The organism is Chryseobacterium pennipullorum (assembly GCF_003384725.1).
GTDB classification, from domain to species: domain Bacteria; phylum Bacteroidota; class Bacteroidia; order Flavobacteriales; family Weeksellaceae; genus Chryseobacterium; species Chryseobacterium pennipullorum.
This window is the reverse complement of record NZ_QNVV01000003.1, coordinates 67,117-93,542: the sequence shown is the minus strand read 5'-3', so window position 1 is coordinate 93,542 and position 26,426 is coordinate 67,117. Positions and strand designations below refer to the sequence as shown.

Sequence of the window (26,426 nt, the reverse complement as noted above, 5' to 3'; positions counted from 1 at the left end):
CTAATTTCTATTGATAATGATTTTTTCTGAGCCTCCTAAAAACGTCTTGGTGGGAGAAGTTAAGATAAGATATCCGAGATCTTTTGTAAAAAGATCCAAATCTTCCATAGTTCCGATAAACCCTTCATTAATTTTCTTCTTTACCAAATAGATTTTTTTCAGATATTCTTCCTCAGAAATTATTTCATCAGCATAATCTTCCCATAACTTATCCGAAAGGGCAACAAGAATTTTCAGTCTTTCTCTATGATTATTCATTTTCTTTAATTTCATTACGTTTAAAGAGAATCTTAGAGAACCTGTCCAGTGTACTATTATTAAACTGATCGAGTAAATTTAGTTTTCTATAATAGTTATCCAATTTGAAAACCAGAAAAATAATTAATACCAGAATCAATATAATAGCTATATCAGCTATTGCTGATACCTTATTTTCATTTAAAAAAATGAATTTTATATAGGTTACCAGATGAAAGTAACCTGCTACCAAAGCCACATAATAGGTATATCTGTGAGCTCTGAATAAACCGCCTAATGCCAGCAGCAGAAAACATAATGATATGGATAGAAAATAAATAGATGAATCAAGATCTAATCTTCTTTCTCCTGCATTATTATCCAGCTGAACGTTGACATCAATAAAGTATCCTGCTATATTATTCAAAAATGGTAATATAGCAGAAATTAAAACAAATGCCGAAGCAATTATTTCAATAGTAAGTTTATTTCGGCCGATCCGGTTTTGTTGGGTCGATTGTTTCTTGATCGGTGCTGCTTGCTGCGCCTGTGTCTCCTTGCTTATTGTTGGCTTCATCTAAAATAACGGTTTTCTTCAGGGAATCATTAATGGCTCTGGCAGATTCTGATCTTTTCACTCCGAGCTCTACACTCTTATTCTGATCACCTGGCGCAGTAACTTCGTCATTTCTGTCCGAACACGCCGTCACGATCGATAATAGTAAGATTCCTGATAATAATAATCTTGCTTTCATAAATAGTATTTTTTTGACACTTAAAGATAAATATTACCTATACATCACGGTTATAAAAAATAGGGTAATAATTTTCTTTTGTTAAACAATTTATAAAATTAGGAATTTTATCTTATTATTTAGCAACTTCAAATGTAATAAATATTACACTTTTAATAGCACTTTATGATACAAAAGTGATGCAATTAATGAAAATCCCGACTACAAGGAGATTTTCACAATGACAACATAACAAAAAAACACAAAAAAGCGCCATTTTTTTTAAAATTCACATCTCAGTAGTGGTCAATGCATATTTAGCTTCAACATTTCAATGATATCCTCATATTCCTTCTATTTAACTGAAGAACTGATCACTTATTTCTTTAAAAAGGTCTCTCTTATAAACGTTGTGATCATCTCTACCTCGCATCGGCTATAATTTTTTTGAAAAACAATCATCCTATTTAAAAATTTATTATCTTCGTTTTTTATTATATGTATGAACATACTTTCTCAGAATTTCACGATCGACCATAGCAGCAAACTGCCCCTCCACGTACAGGTAGAGGAACTTTTCCGTAAACTTATCAAAATGGAAGTTTATAAAAAAGGCGCTTTACTGCCCAAAGAAGTTGATCTCGCCAACTTGTGGGGGGTCTCCCGGAACACAATCCGCCAGGCGACCAACAAGCTGGAGCACGAAGGACTGATTATCCGTAAAAAAGGAATCGGAACCCGTGTTGCGGAAAAGAAAAGTCTCGTGACGGGCCTGGATCACTGGTACAGCTTCACCAGGGAAATGCAGGAAAAAGGAATCCACGTGGTCAATCAGCTTTTGAAGACCGGCACAGAACAGCCCACGGAAGAGATTTGCCATTTCTTTAACTGTCCTCCGGATAAAAAAATCTTCAAGCTATCTAAATTAAAAGGAGAAGACTCGGGAGACCCTATTGTTTATTTTGAAAGTTATTTTCACCCGAGAATTGATATTGATAAAAATGATGATTTCAATATGCCCCTGTACAGTATGCTGCAAGAGAAACATGGAATCATCGTGCACCGTTCCCGGGAAAACATAAGCGCTTGCCAGGCTGGCAGTGTTATCGGAAAAAAGCTAAAAGTATCTGCTTCTTTTCCTGTACTGAAACGTGAACGTTTTGTATATGATATTAACGGAAAGCCTGTCGAGTATAATATTGGCTATTACCGTTCGGACAAATTTACCTATACCATTGATATCAGTAAGTCTCCGGACCACTGATGTTATTTTTTTATTTCATATTATGTTCAAACATTCTAACATATAAACAAAAAAAATAAAACCCATGTATAACAGGTATTTCCTTCTGCTGATCCTCTTCGTAATGACCGGCAAACTATATGCTCAGAAACAGGTTCCCTATTTTGGAAACATACAGGCGATCAATGGATATGCCCGCGAGATAAGCGGTGAGAATATTGATTATTTTTCTGCATTTCCTGAACATGCTACGCGTGCTCTGCTCACGCGCACTACGGACGGCACTAAAACCATTGAATGGGAAACAGCTCCTGTCCCGCAAAAAAACACGGGTCCCTATGTATATTTTAACTGGCTGGCCTCCCACTCATCCGGAACCAGTGGAGGGATGAGAAGTTTTGACTTGTATATTAATGATCAGAAAACAGTAACACTAACCACCTCCCCGGCCAACCAGCGTCCGAACTGGGTTTTCAAAGCGGCAGACAGTACTGCTTTTGTATTTCAGCAAACAAAGACAGATGGATTAAAAGATTCCTATGGAATTGCTTATCTGCGAGTTCCGGCAAACAAGGTAACACCGGGTAAACCTCTTCGCTTAAAAATTGTGGGGCATGCACAAAACAGCAGAGACTGGATGATGACCTACAAATTTACATTCCAGGAAAAAATAGATGCTCAATCAACTCCTTTTCTCTTGAATGACGGTAAACGTCTTTTGACTTTGACCACCCTGCATTTCGGACCGGAGCAAAAAATAACAGCAAAAGTAGATCATAAGGATACTTTCCTTTTCACCATGCCGGACGGCATCAAAACTTTTGATATTCCGGTTTCACTTTCGCCCGAAGGAGGCAGCGTGGAGCTTGTGGTGACCGCCGGAAAAGAAGAGCTTCTCAGGAAAACCATTCAGGCTAAGGCAATCGTTCCCCGTACCCTGTATTTCATCCATCACTCTCATACCGATGTTGGATATTCACATTTGCAGGCAGAGGTAGAAAAAATTCATACAAAGAATATTTATGATGCCCTTGCCATGATTGAGAAAACAAAAGATCTTCCTGAAGAAGCCCGTTTCAAGTATAATGTGGAAGCACTGTGGGATGTGGAAAACTTTATGAAAAATGCTACTGCTGCTGATAAGATGTCTTTTGTAAAGGCAGTAAACGGAGGAGGAATAGGTCTTTCTGCAATGTATGGTAATATATTAACGGGGCTCAGCCAGCCGGAAGAACTGTTTCATTACACAGATTATGCACAGAAGCTTAAAAAAGAATTGGGTCTGAGTATCAACAGTGCCATGATGTCTGATGTTCCGGGGTTTGCATGGTCCCTGGTTCCGGCTCTGGCCTCATCAGGCGTAAAATATTTTTCAAGTGGTCCCAACTACCTCGGAAAAACCAATCCTTATCTCGGTGACCGTGTTGGAAACTTCGTTAAGAACTGGGGTGATAAACCCGTCTGGTGGCAATCCCCGTCAGGAAAAGAAAAAATATTATTCTGGACTGCCGGAAGGGGCTACTCATCATGGCATGGTGTACACCCCGGAGATGTATTTATAAATGGCCAGAAAAAAATTGCAGAATACCTGGAAGACCTTACCAGCAGCAATTACCCCTACGATATGGTACAATGGCGATACAATATTGTTGCTGATAACGGGCCCATAGATCCAACCATATCGCGATTTGTAGATGAATGGAATAAAAAATATGAATCTCCCAAAATCGTCCTCAGCACGAATGAAAAGATGTTCGAGGTATTTGAAAAAAAATACGGAGATCAGATTCCTGTCGTGAAAGGAGATATCAGTCCTCACTGGGAAGATGGAGCGATGTCCACAGCCAGGGAGGAGGGAGTAAACAGAAACAGCAGTTTGAAATTACAGCAGCTCACTACGCTGTATGCTATGCTGAAACCTGTTCAATATAACCCTCAGCTTTTTTACGAAGCCTGGAGAAACGTTATTTTATTCCACGAGCATACCTGGGGCGCATTCAACAGTATCACCGCACCGGATCTTCCTTTTGTAGCAGATCAGTGGAAAGTAAAAAAACAATTCTCTTCAGATGGCAGCTCAATGGCAGCAGAGCTGGAGGAAAAGCTTCTGCAGCCCCTTAAAGATCCTGCATCGAAAACAATAGCGGTCTTCAATACCTCATCATGGGCGAGAGATGGTATTGTGTCTGTCTCAGGAACCACACAGGGAAATGCAATACAGGACGCTGCCGGTCAAAAACTCCCTCTTCAAAAACTACAGAACGGAACCGTTGTCTTTATTGGTAAAAATATTCCGGCACTGGGGGTGGCGACCTATACCCTGGTTAAAAATAAAAGATCATTCCCATCCCCGTTTTCCATTACAGACAACAGTATTACGAATGGCAAGATTACCGTTGCCTGGGATAAAAAAACAGGCAGTATCACGCATTTTACAGATAAAACAACAACCAATTATGCAGGAAGTTTTAATAATCAGGGATTAAATTCGTACTGGTATGTTCCAGGATCCGATCCCAAAGAAGCAGTGTCCAGCAATGGTGTACAGGTAAAAATACTTGAAGACGGACCTGTACTGGCAAAAATTTCATTAACCTCTGAAGCTCCGGGGACAAAAAAATTAGAAAGAATTATTACCCTTACTGCCGGCAGTGATGAAGTCGCTCTGGAAAATATTGTGGATAAAAAACCGGTCCGTACAAAAGAAGCCGTTCATTTCGGTTTTCCTTTTAACAGCAATTTTAAAAACATTATGGTAGATGCAGGCTATGGCCATATGAAATACCTTAAGGATCAGCTTCCGGGTTCCAATATGGATTACTGGTACAGCCGCCGTTGGGTAGATGCGTCTTCAGAACAAAAAGGAATGCAGTGGATGATGCTGGAGACTCCGCTGATTGAGGCAGCAGAAATGATTGATGAAAGAATGACCATTGATAACAGCCATAAAAGATGGAAAGATAAGGGAACTCCTGGTACCACTCACTGGTTTAGCTACGCTATGAACAATTACTGGCACACCAACTATAAGGCAGATCAGGAAGGACCTGTGCATTATCACTATGTTCTCCGGCCGCATGGCGGGTTTAATTCCGTAGAAAACGAAAAATCAGCGGCGGCATTTACACAGCCTCTTATTGCTATTCCCGCTAAAGAAAAGCTAACCAATACAGGAAGTCTTTTCCATATGGATAATAAAAAAATTGTGGTGACCAGCGTTACTCCACAGGAAGATCAAAGTTTCCTGATCCGGCTCTATAATCCGGATGACAATGAACAAACCTTTTCTTTTGTATGGGAAAAGCTGAATCCTGCAAAGGTTACTATTCTGAAAACCGGTACAACCATGTCACCAAACGAAAAGTTTAGTTTATCCGCGATGGACGTTATAGAAATCAAACTAATTCCCTAAAAAAGAAAGCTTTAGACCTCAACCTCATAGGTTTTTGAAACCGATAAGGTTTGAATACCAGCACTTACTATTTATCAATATTCAAATAAGATCATACCATGTCAAAACCAGTAATTGCCATAGATATGGGCGGAACAAAGATTAAAGCAGGTATTGTTCAGCAAGGTATCATACACTCTTCCCTATCCATTGATGCGGATTCCGGCAACGGGCTCAGACAAAGGCTACCTCACCTGCAGGAAGCCATAGAAAGTCTGCTGAATCAGGAAGGCCTTTCCACCGCTGAAATTGCAGGTCTTGGAATTGCCTCTCCAGGCATTGTTGACAGTATTCAGAAAAAAATACTTTCCATTGATAAGAAATTTGGGGATGCTCCCGGTATTGATCTGGAAGAATGGTGCCTGAAGACCTTCAATATACCCTTCTGCATAGAAAATGATGCCCGTTCTTCCCTATGGGGAGAATGGAAATATGGCAAAGCCAAAAATTATGATAATGCAGCGATTATTACACTTGGAACCGGTGTTGGGAGTGCTGCCATCATCGGAGGAAAGCTATTGAAAGGAAAACATTTTACTGCGGGTATATTAGGGGGACATTCTGTGATCAACTACAATGGCAGGATCTGTAATTGCGGCAACAAAGGCTGTGTAGAAACAGAAGCTTCTACCTGGAACGTTGAGACCATTGCAAAATCGGATATCAATTTTGCAGAAAGCCCTCTGACTCATGCGCCTGTAATTGATTATGAATTAGTCTTCAGACTGGCTGCAGAAGGAGATCAGGTGGCTCTGCGAATTCGTGAGCAGAGTGTAAAGGCCTGGTCCGCCTGTGCCATCAACCTTATCCATGCTTATGATCCCGAAATTTTACTGTTTACCGGAGGAATTATGGCCAGCAGCACTCAAATCATTCCTTTTATCAGACAACACATAGAAAAACACGCCTGGACCCCTTGGGGAACAGTACATATTGAAGAAGGTGTATTTCCCGGCACAGCCGCCTTACTCGGAATCGCCCATCTTACAGAACACTCATAATAAGAAACGAATGAAATCAAATTTTAATAAGTATCCTGTCGTAAACGTTCAAGGTTCTACCTGTACCGTTGATTGGAAAAATATCGCAGAGCAGCTTACCCGTGAAGCCCCCCAAACCATAGCAATTGAATGCTATCCAGGGGTTTTTTTGGAAGAGATTATTACTTCTGCAAAGCTGCTGAATCCTGAACTGATTATCAATACTACAGAAGCAATGAAAACTGAGGATGAAATTGCTGCGATGGTTCAAAAATATGTTACTGATGATCCGGTATTTGGCTATATCTCACCGCTTGAACTTGAAGATTATTTTGATCAGACAAAAATAGCAGCACTTCAGAATATGATAGGAGATCTTAATGGGCGTGCAGTGGTAGTGGGTCCCGGGGCTACTCTTCTTTGCCGCCAGCCTGATCTTTCTGTGTACGCAGATATGCCCAGATGGGAAATACAAATGCGGTACCGTAAAAATACAGCCTGTAACCTGGGAAAAACAAACTACACCGATTCTTTTGCCTATCAATATAAACATGCTTATTTTGTAGACTGGCGCGTTTGTGACCGCTACAAAAAACGAATTTTTGCGGCCTGTCATTTTGTATTGGACACAACCATTCCTCTTCAACCTAAAATGATACGTACTGATGTTTTGTTGGAAGCTTTTGCTAAAACAGTGCAGCAGCCTTTCCGGGTAGTTCCTTTTTTTGATCCGGGTCCTTGGGGTGGGCAATGGCTGAAGGAAGTCTGTGATCTGGACAGAAGCCAGCCTAATTACGCCTGGGGATTTGACTGTGTTCCTGAAGAGAACAGCCTCTTATTTGGCTTTGGAGATGATATTATGGAGGTCCCTTCTATTAACCTTGTATTTTTCCAGCCGGAAGCCCTGCTTGGAAAACAGGTATATGAAGGATTCGGGGATGAATTTCCGATCCGTTTTGATTTTCTGGATACCATGGAGGGCGGTAATCTGAGCTTACAGGTACATCCGCTGAAAGAATATATCAAAGAAAAATTCGGAATGTCCTACACTCAGGATGAAAGTTATTATATGCTGGATGCCAAGGAAGATGCTTTTGTTTATCTTGGCCTGAAAGAAAATACAGATCCGGAACACATGATGAATGATCTTGTCATGGCACAAAAGGAGCATATCCCTTTTGATGCGGAGCAATATGTACAAAAGTGGCCGGTCCGCAAGCATGATCATGTATCTATTCCGGCAGGTACCGTTCACTGTTCAGGAGCTGATTCTGTAGTACTTGAAATCAGCGCCACCCCGTATATTTTCACATTCAAGCTTTGGGATTGGGGAAGAATGGGGCTGGATGGTAAACCGAGACCGATCTCTCTGGAACATGGTCAAAATGTTATTCAGTGGGACCGTACAACTTCATGGACCGAAAAAAACATCCTGAATCTTACAGAACCTATTGCTGAAGGAGACGGCTGGCGAGAGGAACGGACAGGATTGGATGCCCTTTCGTTCATAGAAACCCGAAGACATTGGTTTACAAAAAAGGTGGTTCACCATACAGAAGGTGTCGTGAATGTTGTGAATCTCGTGGAGGGTCGTGAAGTGATTGTAGAAAGCCCGGATCATGATTTTGAACCGTATATCATCCATTATGCAGAAACGTTTATTGTTCCCGCTCATATCGGGACCTATACGATTACTCCTTACGGAGAAAGTGCCGGAAAAGAATGCGCAACCATCAAAGCCAGCATTCGCACAGAGATGATTACCCATAAAGTTTTAAATTAAAGCCTATGTCGTCAACTTCTTATTCCACTCTAATTTATAAATCTACCCTTGTAGCCTCTGTAGGCGGGTTGTTATTTGGTTATGATACCGCAGTAATTTCCGGAGCAATCGGATTTATGAAGGTTTATTATCAGCTTTCTGATGTAATGACGGGTTGGGTGGCTTCGTGTGCCCTTCTTGGGTGCATTGTAGGGGCGATGTATTCCGGCAAGCTTAGTGATCGTGTGGGCCGGAAAAAGGTATTGATGCTTTCTGCTTTTTTGTTTGTCATTTCATCAGCGGGTACAGCTATCGCACCGGATCTTTGGTTTTTTGTCTTATTCCGCATTATCGGAGGAATGGGAATCGGGATTGCCTCGATGCTCTCTCCGATGTATATTTCAGAAATGGCTCCTGCCAGAATAAGAGGACGTTTAATTTCAATTTTTCAATTGGGTATTGTCAGCGGAATTCTGGTTATTTATTTCGTCAATGCCTATATTGCCGGAATTCATAATGAAAACTGGAATATTACTACCGGATGGCGGTGGATGTTTGGATCAGGAGTTATTCCTTCTGTTATTTTTATCCTTTTGCTTCTCACAGTTCCTGAAAGTCCACGCTGGCTGGCATCCCGGAAGAGGAATTCAGAAGCGCTGGCCATTCTGACTAAAATTAATGGTACTGAACGCGCTCTGCAGGAATTGAAATCTATTGATGGCTCTTTACAGGATAAAACACCATTTTCTTTTTCTGATCTCAAGACTCTACAACTCAAACGGGCATTGATTACCGGTATTTTACTGGCTGTTCTTTCCCAGATTACAGGAATAAATGCCATTATGTATTATGCTCCGGAAATTTTTAAATCTACCGGTGTTGGCTCAGATTCTGCTTTTATGCAAACGATTCTGGTGGGTATTATCAATGTCATTTTTACGCTGGTAGCTATCAAATATGTAGATCATTGGGGACGCAAAAAGCTATTATTGCTTGGTACCACCGGTATGGCCATCTGTTTATTTGTTACCGGTCTTGTTTTTTACCAACAGCAGCAAGGATACCTGCTGCTTATCGCTATATTAGGCTATATTGCTTGCTTTGCAATGTCCCTGGGACCACTAACATTCGTCGTGATTGCTGAAATATTCCCAACCAAATCCCGGGCTATGGCCATGTCTGTGGCTACATTTTTTCTGTGGCTGGCGGTATTTGCAGTTTCCCAGACTTTCCCCGTGATGGTCGGATCTTTAGGGAATGCATATACATTCTGGATCTATATGATTATTGCAGTATTCACCTTTATTTTTATCTGGAAAATGATTCCTGAAACCAAGGGGAAAACATTGGAGGAGATAGAAAAAGAATGGACGGATTAAGTTTAGAATTAAAAAATTTTGGAGAACATACTAAGGTTGGGCTAAAGCCAATTGCCTGAGGTGTAATAAGAGAGCGGACTAAAGTCCGCTCCTATTGATATTTTTATTACTTCTTTTTTTTCTCATCGTGATAAAGCTTTAATACTTATTGCAAATCCTCCACCTGAAGCTACTTTTATTTTAAGCTTTTCTTTAGCTGTTATTTTCTGTTTTGAAATCTCATAGCTTTTTGGGTTGTGATTCCAGCTGGCATTTTTACCGTCTTTATAGATCGTGGCTTCAAATTTTTGCCCTTTAGGAAGGAATGATAAGTCTACGGTAGCTTCTCTCGGGTTTTCGTCGGTGATACTTCCCACAAACCATTCGTTTTTATTTTTGGCCTTTCTGGCAATGGTAATATAATCTCCCGGCTCTGCTTCAAGGACGTAAGACGAGTCCCAATCTACAGCAACATCTTTGATAAACTGGAAGGCATCAGGGTATTTTTTGTAGTTTTCGATCAGGTCGGCAGCCATTTGAAGCGGGCTGTACATCGTGATGTAAAGAGCCAGCTGCTTGGTAAGTGTAGTGCTTAGTTTCGCCTTATTGTTCCCATATACAGAAAGATCACCTTCAAATATTCCGGGTGTATAGTCCATAGGCCCCCCGATTAATCGCGTGAATGGGAGAATGGTCGTATGATCCGGCCTGTTTCCGTTAAAGGATTCGAATTCTGTTCCTCTGGCAGATTCCTGCGCGATCCAGTTGGGGTAGGTCCTGTGCAACCCTGTAGGCCGTACGGCCTCATGTGAATTTACCATGATTTGATATTGGGCTGCTGTTTCAGTAACATATCTGTAGTGATTCACCATCCACTGTCCGTCATGATATTCACTTCTTGGTATAATAGGCCCTACATATCCTGTCTTTACGGCATCATATCCATTATCTTTCATAAACCTGAAAGCTTCTTTCAACTGTCGTTCATAATCCACCACTGAAGAAGTGCTTTCATGGTGCATAATAATTTTTACATTTTTGCTTTTTGCATAAGCTTGTAGCTCTTTGACATCAAAATCCGGATAGGCCTTGGTAAAGCTGTAAATATGTTCTTTCCTGTAGGCCTGGTTATCTTCCCAGCCCTCGTTCCATCCTTCAACCAAAACGGCATCAAATCCGTTGGCTGATGCAAAGTCTATGTATTCTTTGACATGTTTGGTATTGGCACCATGTCTTCCGTTTGGCTTTAGCGTTTTAAAATCGGTTTTCCCTATTCTGATGTCCTGATTGTCAGAATATGCCCACGTGGAACCGCCACCTGTGAAATACTCCCACCAGACCCCCACATATTTTGTAGGTTTTATCCATGACGGATCTTTAATGGTATTCGGTTCATTAAGGTTCACAATAAGATTGGAAGATAATATATCTCTTGCATCATCACTGATGATCATTGTACGCCATGGGCTTACCGAACCGGTTTGAACGAAACCTCTGTCATCGTTTTTATCGGGAGTAAGATTAGAAGCAAGAATAAAATTTTTATCATCAAGGTTAAGCGTCATGGCCGGAAAGTTAACCAGAGCTGCTTCGTGGATATTGATATAAACTCCGTCCTGGGATTTCAGCATCAATGGGGTTTGTACAGCTACGCTTTTGCTTGGGGCTTTAGCCGCCAGCGGTTCTTTTCTGACTTCATCAATTAACACCGGAACCTGTGAGAGTGCGGACGTGGTTACCGGAAATTCATTGGTGTCATAATCTGCCGGGATCCAAAATGCCTTATAATCTTTTGCCAGATTAAAAGAAGTAAGTTCGCTGTTGATGGTGAAATGTCTCAGCTCTGGCTGAACAGGAAATTCATAACGGAATCCCAGACCGTCATCAAAAAGTCTGAACCTGATATCCAGTTTCCAACCTGTTTTATCCTGTACCAGATGAACCAGCATCTCTTTGTAATGATCGACGACCTCCTTATTTGGCCCCCATACAGTTTTCCAGGTAGTATTTTCAGAAGTATAGGTGACATTTTCCACTTTAAATCCGGAGAAATAAGAAGTAGAAGGCTTTAAGATAAATCCCAGTTTGCTCTCTTTCAGTATGTCCTTTCCTTTGTATTGCACCGAATAATAGGGGCTTCCTTCCTCTTTGAGGGTAAAGTTAAGCTGCAGTTTACCATTGGGAGACCCAAAGGATTGCGCATGGATACCTACTCCGCATACAACAGAGATACAAACTAATAGTATATTTTTTATCATAATATTCAGCTACTTTATTTATAAAAAAAGAAATTCAGTCCGTCATAGAAAATGATGGCTGAAGCTATACATTCAGGACTCATAAAAGGACAACCCTATAGAAAGTTGTCTGGAGATACTGAAACCGGCAAACGGTAATGGATCATTGATTGTCACATGACATTCCTTCCCCTCAGCTCTGTTGAAGGGAAGAAATGAATGTGTTATTTGTAATTATCTTCCAAAGTCATCCTGTACCCGGACGATATCATCCTCATCCGAAGGGTTGGAAGCATCAGTATGCTGCCAGATTTCAGCGACAATTCCCCAACCATCCAATCCGATCAAACGGTGTCTTTCTCCCTGCTGAAGCTTTACCTGATCTGTGGGATTGTACTCTGCGATCTCCCCTTCTTCGTCTGTAACGCTTCTCTTGATACCTACTGTTCCTTCCACTACCTGCCAGATTTCGGCTCTCCGGTGGTGATACTGCCAGCTCAATCTTGCCTGTGGAGCAACAATAAGAATCTTAGGGCTTAATTTCCCTCCTATTCTTAAGTTTTCCACATCAATCCCGTCAAAATACTGGTTGGCAAAATCCTGTGCCTGAGTTTCATCAATCACAAAAAACCCCCCCCATGGTCTGGTATCATCTTTTGCTGCAATAGTAAACCCCTGTGTTCCCAGCATCTCTTCTACTCTTTCGAATATTTCTTTCTTTTCTGTACTCATACAGTTTGTATTTCTAAGTTTTAAATTATTTTAATTGCTCTTTTGACATGGAATACGGAAAATCTTTTTCCTGCGAACCTCTTTCTTTGTTTGGCTTGCTATCCATCTTAAAATCCAGAACCGCTCCCTTCATCAGTTCCTGGTGACTCACCCAGTTTTTAGTGTAAGGCTGCCGGTTGACGTTCAATGATTTTACATATAGATTTTCTGCATTATTTTCCGGCGCTTTTATTTCAATTTTCTTACCGTTTTCAAGATGAATGGTAGCTTCTTTGAATAATGGTGCGCCCAATACATACTGATCGGTTGCCGGCGTCACCGGATAGAATCCTAACGCTGAAAAAATATACCATGCCGATGTCTGACCGTTATCTTCATCACCACAATAGCCATCTGGTGTTGCCTGATAAAGCTTATTCATCACCTGTCTTACCCAATACTGTGTTTTATAAGGTGACCCTGCATAATTGTATAAATAAATCATATGCTGAATAGGTTGATTACCATGAGCATACTGGCCCATATTCATAATCTGCATTTCCCTGATCTCGTGGATTACGCTGCCGTAGTAGCTGTCATCAAAAACAGGAGGTAGTGAGAATACCTCATCAAGTTTGGCTTCAAATTTCTTTTTACCACCCATCAATGTTGCTAATCCATCAATATCCTGAAAAACAGACCATGTATAATGCCAGCTGTTTCCTTCTGTAAAAGCATCACCCCATTTAAAGGGATTGAAAGGCTTCTGAAAATTTCCATCTTTATTTTTACCACGCATCAACCCCGTTTCTTTATCGAACAGGTTTTTGTAATTATAGGCTCTTTTTTTGTAAATATTGATTTCCGAAGCCGGTTTTCCTAAAGCTTTACCTAATTGGTAAATAGAAAAGTCATCATAGGCATATTCCAGGGTGCGGGCCGCATTTTCATTTATTTTCACATCGTAAGGGACATATCCTAGCGTATTATAATACTGTACACCAGCACGTCCAACCGCTTCAATTGGCCCTTCATTATTGGCACCATGTTTTACCGCCTGCCATAAAGTTTCTACATCGTATCCGCGAAGCCCTTTGATATAAGCATCCGCCACTACGGAAGCAGAATTGTTTCCAATCATAATATCCGAATATCCGGGGCTGCTCCATTCCGGTAAGAAACCTCCTTCTTTATAAGCGTTGGCCAATCCTTCCTGCATCTCTACATTAATCGCAGGATATACCAGGTTCAGGAACGGGTATAAGGCCCTGAAAGTATCCCAGAACCCGGTCCCTGCAAACATTTTACCGTCTTCAATATTCCCGTTATAAGGACTCCAGTGCTTTATTTTATTGTGAGCATCTATCTCATATAATTTCTGTGGAAAGAATAATGTTCTGTATAAAGAAGAATAGAAGGTTCTCATCTGCTGGTCGCTTCCTCCCTTCACCTCGATTTTTCCCAGGGTTTTATTCCATATATTTTTAGCATCGGTCTTTACCTGATCAAAGTTTCTATTGCCAATTTCCCGTTTAAGATTCAGCTCTGCCTGTTCAAAACTGATGAATGAAGAGGCTACTTTTGCGTATACGGCTTCTTTATTTTTCAGCTTAAAACCGACTACGGCACCGGCATGATCGCTGGTAACTTCCAGCGGTCCATTGATCAGCTGATTGTCTTTCCAGGTTCTTGTCAGTTCAAAATCTTTATCAAACTGAATGACAAAATAGTTTTTAAAGTTTTTATATTTCCCGGTCGAATATCGGGTGGTATAGCCCAGAATTTTTCTTTCTCCAGGCAAAACCTTGATGTAGGATCCTTTGTTTAAGGCATCAATTACTATATAGGCACTGTCTGTTTTAGGAAAATCAAATTTAAAAAAAGAGGCTCTTTCCGTAGGAGTAAACTCAGTGGTTACGTTGATATCTGCAAGATAAACACTATAAAAATAAGGGGTTGATACCTCAGCTTTATGGCTGAACCAGCTTGCCCGGTCGTCTTCTTTAAATTTTAATTGACCTACTCCCGGCATGATTGCAAATGCTCCGTAATCATTCATCCAGGGAGAGGGCTGATGGGTCTGCTTAAATCCTTTGATCTTATCTGCATCGTAAGTATACGCCCATCCGTCACCCATCTTACCGGTCTGCGGAGTCCAGATATTCATACCCCATGGAAGCCCGACTGCCGGATAGGTATTTCCATTGGATAAAGAAGGCTTAGACTGTGTGCCCATCAGTGGATTGACATAATCTACCAATGATGTACTCTGGCCAAAGGCGCACGCCTGTACCAAAATAGAAAAAGTAAAAAATAGAGACTTCATTGTTTTCGTTTCGTTCTTTTTAAATTATACAAACTTTTTTAAAGCGTAACTGGCAGCTCCCAAAATGGCAGCATCTTCAAAAATTGCAGAGATTCTAACTGGCAAGTTAATATTATTCTTTTTTAAATTCTGATTAAATCTTTTTTCAAAGTGAGGATAAGCTTTGGCAATATTACCTCCGATAACAAGAACTTCCGGTTCATAATTTTTCACATACTGTATAACGAAACCGGCAAAGGAATCGGCATACTCATCAAAAACTTTGGTCTGTATTTCTTTAGGTTTATCCAGCAGCTCTTTGGTTCCTGAGATCTGCTCACCTGTAAGCTCTTTATAATATTTCACAAACCAGCGTGTTGCCAGATAGTCTTCGCAGATAGAATCTTTGAAGGGAGCATCCCATAAATCTTCATCGGTTGCTAGTTCTCCATTGTAAAAGGTCGTTCCAAGCCCTGTTCCTAAAGTGACTCCAAAAATTTTGGTAAACTCCTGTACACAGCCGCCGAAAACCTCACCTTCCATAAAGGCCGCTGCATCATTCACAAAGTAAATCTGCTCTTTGGAAACGGATAGCCTCTCCGCCAATTCATCCTTTATATTGATATTATAAAGGTCAATGAATTTCCCTTGCTTCATGAGAGCAATTCCGTTATGATAATCGAAAGGTCCCGGCATTGCGATTCCTACCAAAAGGTCTTCTTTAGCCAACCCTTCAGACGCCTTACGAATCGCAGAAACCCATGCCGAAAAGATGTTTTCCCGGGTATCAAAAGAATCTACATGTTCCCGTACATAGGTTGAAGAAATAATTTCACGCTTTTCAGGATCCACCTGAGCCAGTGTAATATGTGAGCCTCCGATATCTATTCCTAGTATATTCTGCATTCTTTAACTTGTTTTTACTTTAAACAGGTAACAGACAGGAGGATATAAATACCCTGCCTGTCTGTTTTAATCTTTTATGACTGTATGATCAGAAGTTTTACTTCACGATAATTTTACCGGAAGACACTACTTCGTTATTTTTTGATATTATTTTATAAAGATAAGTACCCGCTGTTAAATCCTGGGTATTCAATATATTATTATTTGCGTTGATCTTCTGTTTTTTGGATAATTTTCCTGAAACATCAAACAGCGAAATCTCAACGGCAGCATCATTCGTAATTCTAAAATGAATATCACTACCTCTCTTTACCGGATTCGGATAAACAGCAGCCTCTTCGGATCTTTCAATTCCATTTGCTGTTTTTACAGATAAGTTCGCGGGACATCCTACATCTGTTTTCCAGTTGGTATCGGACATGCTGATCAACGTCGCAAAATGAGTATTAGCTGTGGCATCCAAGGCTCCGGCACCGCTTCCTTCATCCATTTTCCAGTTGGCCTCAAGATTGGTAGATCCAGCTGCTACACTGCATCTGTTATCCATGATCTCCTGAGCGGTCAATGCTTTCTTCCAGACTCTGAATTCATCCAGGAAGCCGTTGAGAGTACGCGAGTTGTCATAGTTTCTTGCCATATACAGAATTCCGTTGGCAGTGAAATTACCTGTAGCAGCAGTACTTGCATCAAGGTTACCATTAATATACAGTTTCATATTGGCCCCGTCGTAGGTAGCTGCAACGTGATACCATGTATTTGGATTAAGTCCTGTGTTTCCGTTCAGCTTTACCTGGGATGAGCCAAAGCTCAGGGTAAACTGTAATTTATTATTGGCCAATCCTCCATCACCCAACCTTAGGATTGCCGAATTACTATCACCAACTTCAATTCCGATAATTGAGGAAATATTAGGGAAGGCTGTTTTGAAGGCATTTACTTTTACCCAACCTTCAAACGTAAGGGCATTCCCATTGAGATTAAACTGCCCCGCATTAAGATACTGAGTGCTTCCGTTAAAAGAAAGAGATCTTGCTCCGGGACTCACAACAGGGGCAAAACCACTGTTGAATGCGGATTCTCCGGAATAGGTACTGTTTGTTGATCCGTTACATACTCCCTGTACTTTCCAGACATAATTGGTATTGTGAGTAAGGTTTTGTAAAGTGTAGGTATTGGATGTAATATTAGGAACGTCGGTCCAGGTAGAAGCCGCAGTAGTTTTATACTGCAGGTTATAGGATGCTGCGCTTCCAGACCAGGATACCTTTGCTGTATTTCCAAGGAAGTTTCCGGCAGTAAGACCTGAAGGAGTTGCACATCCGTTTCCTGAATTAAATCTAGGAGCGAAAAGATAAGTACTGGTTAACGTTGAAGAACAGTTGGACTGTATTCTCCAGTCGTAATCTGTATTTAAAGTCAGGTTATTGATGACGATACTGTTTCCTGAGTAGTTGCTGGCAGCGTTGATCCAAGTTGCTGATCCGGCCGGTTTATAATCAATTGTATAAGTTTGGGAAGCGCCTGACGCCCAGTTTAGTTTAGCTGAAGTCCCGGTAAGGTCGCTGACATCAAGACCTAATGGCGGATCACAGGTTTGCCCCTGCGTCCATGAATACAACTGACCTGTAAGCTGTGTATTTTCATTATACAGGATATTGGATCCTGTACTCAGGTAGCTGGCATTATTCGCACCATTGAGATCATACCACATAAAGACACCATAGGCATCGTTTTTCGAATTGGTTGCCAGGGTGGATAGTGTGGAAGTGCTTGTATTATTGATCCAGGTTGCGGCAGCGGAAAGCTTGGTTTTATTTAGCGGCGGTACATTGGGAGCATTGTATGTTCCATACATTGCATTCCAGCTATAATTAATGTAATTTCCTGCCTGGTCACCGTTATAACTCTGTCTCGAAGTCGCAGGACCATAGTAATAAAAGGTAATCAGCTTGTCCGGCATTGCTGCTTTAAGCTCCTGTAAAAGCATTACGAAAGAGCTGTTATTGGGCTGTCCTGTTCCGTTATTTCCGTATCCTGCATACTCATCATCCAAGTCTACCCCATCCAAACCGTAGGTATAAACAGTATGGGCAACCTGCAATGCAAAATCTTTGGCCGCTTCACGGTTCGGAAAATTAGAAATTCCTGCTCCCTGGTGGTTACCCAGAATATCCAGCAGGACTTTCATTCCTTTTTGCTGTAATGGTCTTACATAGGTGTTCACATCGTTCAATACCTTGGTAACATTATTATTGCTGGAAAGGTATGCCCTGCTTTTAGAAACATCATAATTGATGTTGGCTGCAAAGATAATAGCAATATCAAAAAGCTGTTTGTTACTGTTCTGGAGGGTATAAGACCCCGCATTCAGCATGTTGTTGTTGTTCACCTCTACGTAGCATACTCCTACGGGGTCAAGCTGTTGTGCCTTGAGCAGGGAGCCTGACTGCAGCGCGAGCGCCATCAGTGTAATAAAAAAGGATTTTTTTTTCATGGTATAATTATTTTGATGTTTTGATGTTAAAATTTTATATAGCTATCCCCTGATATCATTCCTGTGCAGAAAAATACCTGATGTAAGGGACCATATAAAACCGGCGATTATGTCAGAAGATCAGGGTTCTCGTTAAAGGTTTTCCATAAGAGCTCACCAAATAAGGTATTGGCCCAGGCAAACCATTCTCTGGTAAACTTTTTATCATTGTCCTTATGGAAAGATTCATGCATAAATCCTGTACCTCCATGCGTTTTCTGTAAGGTGTTGATACACCATTTGATCTCACTCTTATCTTTGGATGTAAGTGCCTTCATAATGATGCTCATCGGCCAGATCATATCCAATCCAATGTGTGGTCCTCCAATGCCTTCTGCCAACTTACCTTTGAAAAAGAACGGATTATTTTCTGACCATACAAATTTTCTGGTATTGGCATATACAGGATCATCTGCCTTTACTGCATCCAGGTATGGAAGGCCTAATAAACTTGGGCAGTTTGCATCATCCATCAGATTATAACTTCCAAAGCCATTAACTTCAAAAGCATATATTTTTCCATATTGAGGATGATTGTAAATTCCGTATTCTTTAATGGCTGCATCTACCTCATCGGCAAGACCGGTAAGCTCCTGAGCCAACGTTTTTTCATTTTTGATCTGGGAAACCATTTCTGCCGCCTGTCGTAAACTGACTACTGCGAATAAATTAGACGGGATTAAAAATCCATAAATAGTGGCATCATCACTTGGGCGGAACATAGAGCTGATCAGACCTACAGGTTTTGTAGGATATCCGTACCCACCCATAGGAACTCCATCTGTGGCCCATGCTGTTGTACGTTCGAATTTGTAAGGTCCTAAATCTTTTTTCCGCTGCTGTTCTTTAAAGGTCTGCAGAGTAAGCTTAATGCCCTGCAGCCAGTTCGCATCAAACGGTTTTGTATCTCCGGTTACTTTCCAGAAATGATAAGCCAGACGTATGGGATAGCACAGCGAGTCTATTTCCCATTTTCTTTCATGGGTACCGGGCTTCATATCGGTGTGATCATATTCTTTCCACTTGCTTATTTTTTTATCATCGTTGTAGAAAGCGTTGGCATATGGATCTTTCAGGATGAATGTGGTTTGCTTATGAATAACTCCCGAGATCAGCTTATGAAGTTTTTCATCTTTTTTGGAGAATTGAAGATAAGGAAATACCTGCGCAGAGCTGTCGCGGAGCCACATTGCATCAATATCTCCCGTAATTACGTAAGTATCAGGATTACCGTTATTTTCACTATAAAAAACCGTAGTATCCAATGTATTGGGAAAGCAGTTTTCAAACAGCCAGGACAGTTCTTTGTTTTTAACTTTCTTTTTAAAAGCGGCGATAGCACTTTCTACAGATTCACTGGTAAAATGTCTTTTATCTTTTGGAACACGGACAACAGGAAAATCGTCTATGATCAGGTTTTTTGCAAAAACATTCTGGGTAAACAGCAATCCGGCACCGGCCAATGCGCTTGTTTTAATAAAATTTCTCCTTTCCATTGATACTATTATTTCGTTTTATTTTTATTCTTTTATTTTACAGGCTTACTTCCCATCACGAACCTCAGCTCGCCGCCATTCATAATATCGCTGTGATTCAGCTCCCAGCTTTTGTATTCTTTACCGTTCAGGAACATTTTCTGTACATACATATTTTTATCGGATATCTTATCAGCAATCACCGTGAATGTTTTCCCGTTTTCCAGCTTTAAAGAAGCCTTAGGAAACTGCGGAGCACCGATTGCATACACAGGTTTGCCCGGGGTAACAGGATAAAATCCTAATGAAGAGAAAATATACCATGCTGACATTTGTCCGCAATCTTCATTGTTGACAATTCCGTCAGGTTTTGCAGCATACATATTATCCCGGATATACTTTACCATTTTCTGAGTCTTATGCGGGACCCCTGCATAGTTGTAAAGATAAGGAACGTGATGCCCGGGTTCATCGCCAAATCCTAAAGAACCTATGAATCCTGAAATGTCCACATGCTGTTCACCTTCCATTTTAAGTTCCTCCGTAAAGGTCTTATCCAGTTTTTCTTCAAAACCTTTCTTCCCTCCGTATAGATTCATCATCTCATCAATCTGATGTGGAACAAAGAAATCATACGCCCAGATATTCCCGGAAACCCAATGTGGCTGCAGTTTTTTCCAGTCGTTCAACGGGAAATCTGCTAAGAATTTTCCGTCCTTTTTTCTCGGCCAGAAATGATTATTTTCTTTATTGAAGGTATTGAGGAAGCTCATGGAACGTTTTTTATACACCTCGGCCTCCTCTTTTTTTCCCAGTTTCTCTGCCAGCTGCTGAATACACCAGTCATCATACGCATACTCCAGAGTGGCGGAAACCGAAGCTCCGTTTTCAGATGGTGTATAGCCCAGCCTGATATAGTCATTAAGACCGCCACCGCCGTCACTGCTGCTCATTTTATCTGTAAGAGATGCGTCTTTCATTGCAGCGAATGCTTTTTCGGCATCAATCCCTGGAACGCCTTTGGAAATGGCATCCCAGATCACGGATACACTGTGATAGCCCAACATACAGAAGTTATCGTATCCGCACAGTTCCCAGATCGGCATATGGTCCTTACGGTCTGTATATCTGCTGATCAGGGAATTTGCAAATTCTTTGGTATGTTTCTGATCCATGATCGTCAGCAGTGGATGTGTTGCCCGGAACCCATCCCAATAGGAATAAGTACTGTAGTTGGTAAACCATTTGGTGTTCATATTTTCTTCGGCAGCTACATAATCTCCATTGGTGTCCATATAAAGATTAGGAGCAATGAAAGTATGATACACACCTGTATAGAATATTTTTCTCTGGCTGTCTGTACCTCCGGTCACCTGAAATCTTCCGATAAGATCCCGCCAGCTTTTCTGCACAGTCTCTCTCGCTTGAGCAAAATTGATATTTTTAGCTTCGGTGTCAAAGTTTTCCTGTGCGTTTTCGGTACTTACCGGCGACAGGGAAACTTTTACTTCAATGCTTTCATTGTCTTCTGTTGAGAATCTTACAAAAGCTTTGGCATCCTTGGCAAGGGCAATTTTCTCATCTTTTTTAATTTTTCCTTCAGCATAGACTCCATAGGATTTAAAGGGTTTGGAGAACTCCATCACGAAATACGCAAATCTTTTTCCACCCCAGCCATTGCTGTAGCAATATCCTTTAATTTTATTATTTCCTTCTACACTCACCAGCGTGTGGTAAATATTTCCGAAGATTTTATTAGTAGGATCAATAATGATATTGGCTTCCTCAGTTTTGGGAAATGTATACTTGTGAAAACCTACTCTCGGAGATGCCGTCAATTCCGCTTTAATACCATAGCTGTCAAGCATGACGGAATAATAGCCCGGTGATGCCGTTTCCCTTTCATGACTGAAGGTTGAACGATATCCTGTTTCAGGATTGGCTTCCGTTCCCGGAGTCATTTTCACCCGGCCTACGGTAGGCATTACCAGAATATCCCCGAGATCTGCCCATCCGGTACCGCTAAGATGGTTATGGCTGAATCCCATGATCGTCTTGCTGCTGTAATGGTACCCGGAACACCAATCCCAGTCTCCACTTTTCGTATTCTGATCCGGACTTAGCTGGATCATTCCAAATGGAGTGGTCGCCCCTGGAAATGTATGTCCGTGCCCTCCTGTTCCAATAAAAGGATCTACCCAGGATAGTACATCATTTTTATTTTGCTGGGCATTGGCCATCGAAACCAGAGCGGTAAAAAAACAAATAAGCAATTCTTTCTTCATGATCAAAGGTATCAGGATGTTTTTTAATTTAAAATTGGTTTAAAAATAGGAAATCCATTATAAAGATCCCAACAATAAAGGGATTTAAGTAAATCTTCCTATTTCAGCCACTCTTATTCTTTAGATTGAATTTTTTTTCATAAAATCAATAATTTCTGAAATATATCCAAACGCTATGGCCACCACCGTATCTGCAGCCCCATAGTATACCGTCACTTTATCTTTTTCCGTTAAGGCTGCACAAGGGAAAACCACATTCGGAACGTCTCCTGTCATTTCGTACAATTCGGCCGGAGCCAATAAGTAAGGCTTGGTTCTGTACAATACTTTTGTTGGATCTTCAAGATCAAGCAGCGCTGCTCCCATCGAATACCTGAAGCCTCTGCAGGTATTGATTACCCCATGATAGAACAGCAGCCATCCTTCTTCGGTTTTGATAGGAACAGGCCCTCCACCGATCTTGGTACACTGCCATGCACTGTCTTCGAAAGGAGTTACCTTCATCACACAGCGGTGTTCTCCCCAATATTTCATGTCCGGGCTGTAGCTTATATAAATATCTCCGAAAGGAGTATGTCCGTTATCACTAGGGCGGCTCAGCATCGCATATTTACCGTTGATTTTTTCAGGAAAAAGTACTCCGTTTCTATTGAACGGTAAAAAAGCATTTTCACACTGAAAAAATTCTTTGAAATCAAAAGTATATCCGATTCCGATGGTGGGACCGTTATATCCGTTGCACCAAGTGATCCAGTAACGGTCCTCTATGAAGGTAACCCGGGGATCATATTTATAATCCGATTCGATCATTTCGGTGTTTCCGGCCTTCATTTCTATGGGCTCGTGATTGATCTCCCAGTTGATTCCGTCTTTACTGAAACCTGCAAAAATATTCATCTGTACGGCCTTATTATCACATCGGAACACTCCCGCGAATCCGTCTTCAAATGCCGTTACAGCACTGTTGAATATACTGTTGGAGGTAGGTATTGCATATCTGTCAATGATCGGGTTTTCGGAGAACCTCCACATGATATCATTACAACCTTCCGGGCGATCCTGCCAAGGGATCATTGCTGATTGAGCTTTCATAAAGTATGTTTTACTTTTATTTAATTTGTTACTAATTGATCGATTGTTCTTCTTTATTTTCAAAATAAGGAAACGGGACAAATAACGTTACCAAAAATGCAGGTATGGTTGCAATCAGCACCCAGATAAAAAATATTTTATATCCTACCCAGTCGCTGATCATCCCACTGAACATGCCGGGAATCATGACTCCAAGATTCATAATACCGGTTGCAAATGCATAATGGGCTGTTTTGTGTTTGCCTGGTGCGATCTGCTGCATCATATAAAGCATAAGGCCTACGAAACCAAACCCATAACCAAAGTATTCTACAACAACGGCTACAGCTACAGGCATCAGATCTGCTGGCTGATAGTGGGCTAATAAAGCATAGACCACAAATGGAATATTGAACGCACAACACAGCCATATCAATGAATTTTTCAGTCCGCGGGCCGAAATAAAATACCCTGCCAGTACAGAACCCAGAATAAATGCTGCCGAACCATACGTTCCATAAATAAGGCCTATATCTGATGTTGAAAGCCCCAGACCTCCTGAGGTCCTCGGTGCTTTAAAAAACAAAGGGGCTATTTTAATGGCAAAACCTTCTGCAAAACGATACAGGATAATGAACAATATGCACCAAAGGATTTTCGGTTTGGTAAAGAATGAGGTAATCACTTCCAGCAGTTCTTTCCGTACATTTCTTGCGGTTTTAGCATCCTTACGCTTCTCTTCTGTCTGTTCTTTCGGCAATACCAGATAATGATAAATGGCTAATGCAAAAAACAGCAAGGCATAAATCACCATAATGATCATCCACGCATGGGTAACTCCTTTTGTTTTTTCCAAAACACCGGCTACATACACCAACGCTCCGCTGCTGATAATTTTTGCCAGATTATAGAAAGCCCCCTGCCAACCGATATATTTTGCCTGCTCTTTATTGGTAAGAAGTCCGATATACGTTCCGTCTGCAACCACATCATGGGTAGCCCCACAAAATGCGATCACAGCAAACAATGCAATACTGTATTTGAAAAAATCCGGTAAAGGCAGACTCAGTGCAATTAAGGCAAACAGAATTCCTATGGCAAACTGGGTAACCACCACAAAAAACTTCTTCGTTTTATAGATCTCCAGAAACGGGCTCCAAAGGGGCTTTAATGTCCATGAGAACATAACAAAAGCCGTCCAGAATGTGATCTGCGCATCTGAAACACCCATGTCTTTGTACATGATCCCCGAAACCGCATTAATGGTTACAAAGGGTACCCCCATCGCAAAGTATAGGGTGGATATCCAGAGTATTGGTTGAATCCGACGGGTTCCGGAGTTGTTGTTTCCCATATTTTTAAATAAAGATCTAAAAAAGAGAGCATCTCAAAAAATTCATTCGGGCTAAAACGAAACTATAAATTTGGAGATTGTGGCCTCCTGCCTCAGTGAATAAATCTGTCTTCTGAGATGCCTCTGTATAATAAGCGATGTTGATTATTTATAATTTTTTATCCCACCAAAGCTTAGTCCCTCCGGTATCAGGTCCGTTAAGCATTTGTGAAGCCTGTTGGTAATTATATAATGAAGTTTTTGTGTCATTGGTAAAAGGAATTCTTCTGATCATCGCATCAGTACTAATTAATCCACCGCTATCATTCTGTCTTACTTTAAACAGGACAGGATAACCGGTTCTTCTCTGTTCTGCCCATGCCTCCGGCCCGTTCGGATAAAGGGAAAGCCACTTTTGGGTAATTATCCTTTCCAGTTTCTTTTCTGGAGAATCCGCATTGTTCCATGCAATGGTAATGGTACTTAACTGCGGATCTCCAAGGTTAATATTATTGGCAGCATTCTTAGGATCAATATATGGAGCCTCCGTAGCAGTTGCATCAGCAAGATAGGTTACTACATCAGCGCTTTTACCCCATTCTCCAAAAGACTGCTTTACGCCGTTCTCATAATTGGTTTTAATATCTCCAGCTCCTGCATATCCTCTCAATGCAGCTTCGGCTTTAAGGAACCAACCTTCCGCAGCAGTGAACAATTTCATTTTCCCGTTGGTACCGGAAAAATAATCTCCATTAGCAGATTTTGCCTGGGGCTGAGAGAAGCCTCCATAAGTGGTTTTTCCATTCAATAAATCTATTCCCTGGCGGATCCCAATATATTTACCCTGAACCTGCCCATCAGTAGCCGGAATAGCGTACGCTGAAAGTCTTGGATCATTATATCCGTTCATATAAGCCATTAAAGGGGCTCCAATTAAACAATCTCCCCAGGAGTAAATAATAAAACTCAACTCTGACTGTCCAACACTGATCAGTGCATTATCTGTGTTATCAGTAATCAAACCTGCAGATGACGCAAGAGCTTCTTCAGCATATTGTTTTGACTTTGCAGGATCAGCATAGCTCATTCTCATGGCCAATCTTAGCTTCAGTGAATTGGCAAACTTTGCCCATTGCCCTATATTTCCCCCAAATACCAGATCTGCTTTTTTCAATGCTGCTCTATCACCCTCATTTTGTGTGACAGGCATATTCTGAACTTTTTGCAGATTGATAATCGATGCATCAAGATCCTTGATAAAAAAGTTATAAGCATCCTGCTGAGAATCAAAATCAGTCACTCCATTAGGATTTGGCGTTTCATATTTGCTGTATACTACAGGACCGTGATTGTCCGAAACTCGTGCTGCTGTAAATATTCTCAATATTTTCTTTACGGCAAATGTTGCTGTAAAATCTACATCGGGATAGATATTTTTAGCGGCATCATCAATGATGATAGAATAATTAAAAATATCCTGCTGTCTGGCAATAATTCTGTTGTTCCAGCCATCCATCATAAAGTAGCTCATATTGTTCTTCCCTCCGTTAAACTGGGTTGCCGTACTGAACATTCCACTGAACATATCTGCACTTAAGTTGGGATACAATTGATAATCTGATTGCAAACCTCTTTGCATAGATTTCATAGGGTTTACTACTGCTGCATAATCTGCATAAAAGTTTTCAGGGGTTCCCAGCTTTTCCTGGTTGATTTCATCAAGATCTCCGCATCCTACAGCAGAAAACAATGCTATGGTTCCGAATGCTAATATTTTAATATAATTAAATTTCATTTTCTTTAGA

18 protein-coding genes are annotated in these 26,426 nt (G+C 41.0%); 5 read left to right on the top strand and 13 right to left on the bottom strand.

The window, feature by feature from the left end; all coding sequences use genetic code 11:
* The 3 genes from DRF67_RS04860 to DRF67_RS04850 are packed head-to-tail and all read right to left on the bottom strand — an operon-like array spanning position 1 to position 992.
* Positions 1-258 (bottom strand): hypothetical protein, encoded by a 258-nt coding sequence (locus DRF67_RS04860; RefSeq protein ID WP_123912708.1) that lies wholly within the window; start codon positions 256-258, stop codon positions 1-3.
* Complete coding sequence (locus tag DRF67_RS04855) at positions 251-664, bottom strand: hypothetical protein (protein WP_115927211.1); 414 nt, start codon at positions 662-664, stop codon at positions 251-253. Before DRF67_RS04855 ends, DRF67_RS04860 begins: the two co-directional genes overlap by 8 nt.
* A gap of 58 nt (positions 665-722) precedes the next feature.
* Positions 723-992 (bottom strand): hypothetical protein, encoded by a 270-nt coding sequence (locus tag DRF67_RS04850; protein WP_115927210.1) that lies wholly within the window; start codon positions 990-992, stop codon positions 723-725.
* A gap of 481 nt (positions 993-1,473) precedes the next feature.
* Here DRF67_RS04850 and DRF67_RS04845 point away from each other — a divergent pair, with 481 nt between their 5' ends.
* The 5 genes from DRF67_RS04845 (at position 1,474) to DRF67_RS04825 (ending at position 9,786) form a co-directional block, all read left to right on the top strand.
* Positions 1,474-2,235 carry a GntR family transcriptional regulator gene (locus tag DRF67_RS04845; RefSeq protein WP_115927209.1) on the top strand — a complete coding sequence of 254 codons (762 nt, stop codon included), beginning with the start codon at positions 1,474-1,476 and terminating at the stop codon, positions 2,233-2,235.
* A 64-nt stretch (positions 2,236-2,299) separates the two neighbouring features.
* Positions 2,300-5,626 (top strand): glycoside hydrolase family 38 C-terminal domain-containing protein, encoded by a 3,327-nt coding sequence (locus DRF67_RS04840; protein ID WP_228435735.1) that lies wholly within the window; start codon positions 2,300-2,302, stop codon positions 5,624-5,626.
* Positions 5,627-5,724: 98 nt separating this feature from the next.
* Positions 5,725-6,666, top strand: coding sequence for an ROK family protein (locus DRF67_RS04835; protein ID WP_115927207.1), 942 nt, complete (start codon positions 5,725-5,727; stop codon positions 6,664-6,666).
* A gap of 10 nt (positions 6,667-6,676) precedes the next feature.
* On the top strand, positions 6,677-8,428 hold the full coding sequence (locus DRF67_RS04830; RefSeq protein ID WP_115927206.1) for a class I mannose-6-phosphate isomerase: 1,752 nt from the start codon (positions 6,677-6,679) through the stop codon (positions 8,426-8,428).
* Between the two features lie 5 nt (positions 8,429-8,433).
* The gene (locus tag DRF67_RS04825) at positions 8,434-9,786 is read left to right on the top strand and encodes a sugar porter family MFS transporter (protein ID WP_115927205.1); all 1,353 of its coding nucleotides are present in this window, start codon (positions 8,434-8,436) and stop codon (positions 9,784-9,786) included.
* A gap of 122 nt (positions 9,787-9,908) precedes the next feature.
* Here the strand turns inward: DRF67_RS04825 and DRF67_RS04820 are convergent, their stop codons facing one another.
* The 10 genes from DRF67_RS04820 to DRF67_RS04775 all read right to left on the bottom strand — a co-directional run bounded on the left by DRF67_RS04820 (position 9,909) and on the right by DRF67_RS04775 (position 26,416).
* Positions 9,909-12,023: a glycoside hydrolase family 97 protein gene (locus DRF67_RS04820; protein WP_115927204.1), complete on the bottom strand. Its 2,115-nt coding sequence runs from the start codon at positions 12,021-12,023 to the stop codon at positions 9,909-9,911.
* 213 nt (positions 12,024-12,236) lie between these two features.
* Complete coding sequence (locus tag DRF67_RS04815; protein WP_115927203.1) at positions 12,237-12,734, bottom strand: cupin domain-containing protein; 498 nt, start codon at positions 12,732-12,734, stop codon at positions 12,237-12,239.
* 25 nt (positions 12,735-12,759) lie between these two features.
* Complete coding sequence (locus DRF67_RS04810; protein ID WP_115927202.1) at positions 12,760-15,039, bottom strand: GH92 family glycosyl hydrolase; 2,280 nt, start codon at positions 15,037-15,039, stop codon at positions 12,760-12,762.
* Between the two features lie 24 nt (positions 15,040-15,063).
* Positions 15,064-15,924, bottom strand: a complete 861-nt coding sequence (locus DRF67_RS04805) for an ROK family protein (RefSeq protein ID WP_115927201.1) — start codon at positions 15,922-15,924, stop codon at positions 15,064-15,066.
* 97 nt (positions 15,925-16,021) lie between these two features.
* Positions 16,022-18,418, bottom strand: coding sequence for an endo-beta-N-acetylglucosaminidase H (locus DRF67_RS04800; protein WP_115927200.1), 2,397 nt, complete (start codon positions 18,416-18,418; stop codon positions 16,022-16,024).
* 107 nt (positions 18,419-18,525) lie between these two features.
* Positions 18,526-19,953: a glycoside hydrolase family 125 protein gene (locus tag DRF67_RS04795; protein WP_115927199.1), complete on the bottom strand. Its 1,428-nt coding sequence runs from the start codon at positions 19,951-19,953 to the stop codon at positions 18,526-18,528.
* Positions 19,954-19,985: 32 nt separating this feature from the next.
* Entirely contained in the window at positions 19,986-22,217 is a 2,232-nt protein-coding gene (locus DRF67_RS04790; protein ID WP_115927198.1) for a GH92 family glycosyl hydrolase, read from the bottom strand.
* 120 nt (positions 22,218-22,337) lie between these two features.
* Positions 22,338-23,309, bottom strand: a complete 972-nt coding sequence (locus DRF67_RS04785) for a glycoside hydrolase family 130 protein (protein WP_115927197.1) — start codon at positions 23,307-23,309, stop codon at positions 22,338-22,340.
* A gap of 31 nt (positions 23,310-23,340) precedes the next feature.
* Positions 23,341-24,642 carry an MFS transporter gene (locus DRF67_RS04780; RefSeq protein WP_115927196.1) on the bottom strand — a complete coding sequence of 434 codons (1,302 nt, stop codon included), beginning with the start codon at positions 24,640-24,642 and terminating at the stop codon, positions 23,341-23,343.
* A gap of 148 nt (positions 24,643-24,790) precedes the next feature.
* A complete protein-coding gene (locus tag DRF67_RS04775) occupies positions 24,791-26,416 on the bottom strand; it encodes a SusD/RagB family nutrient-binding outer membrane lipoprotein (RefSeq protein ID WP_115927195.1) in 1,626 nt (541 codons plus the stop codon).
* Between the last annotated feature and the right edge of the window lie 10 nt (positions 26,417-26,426).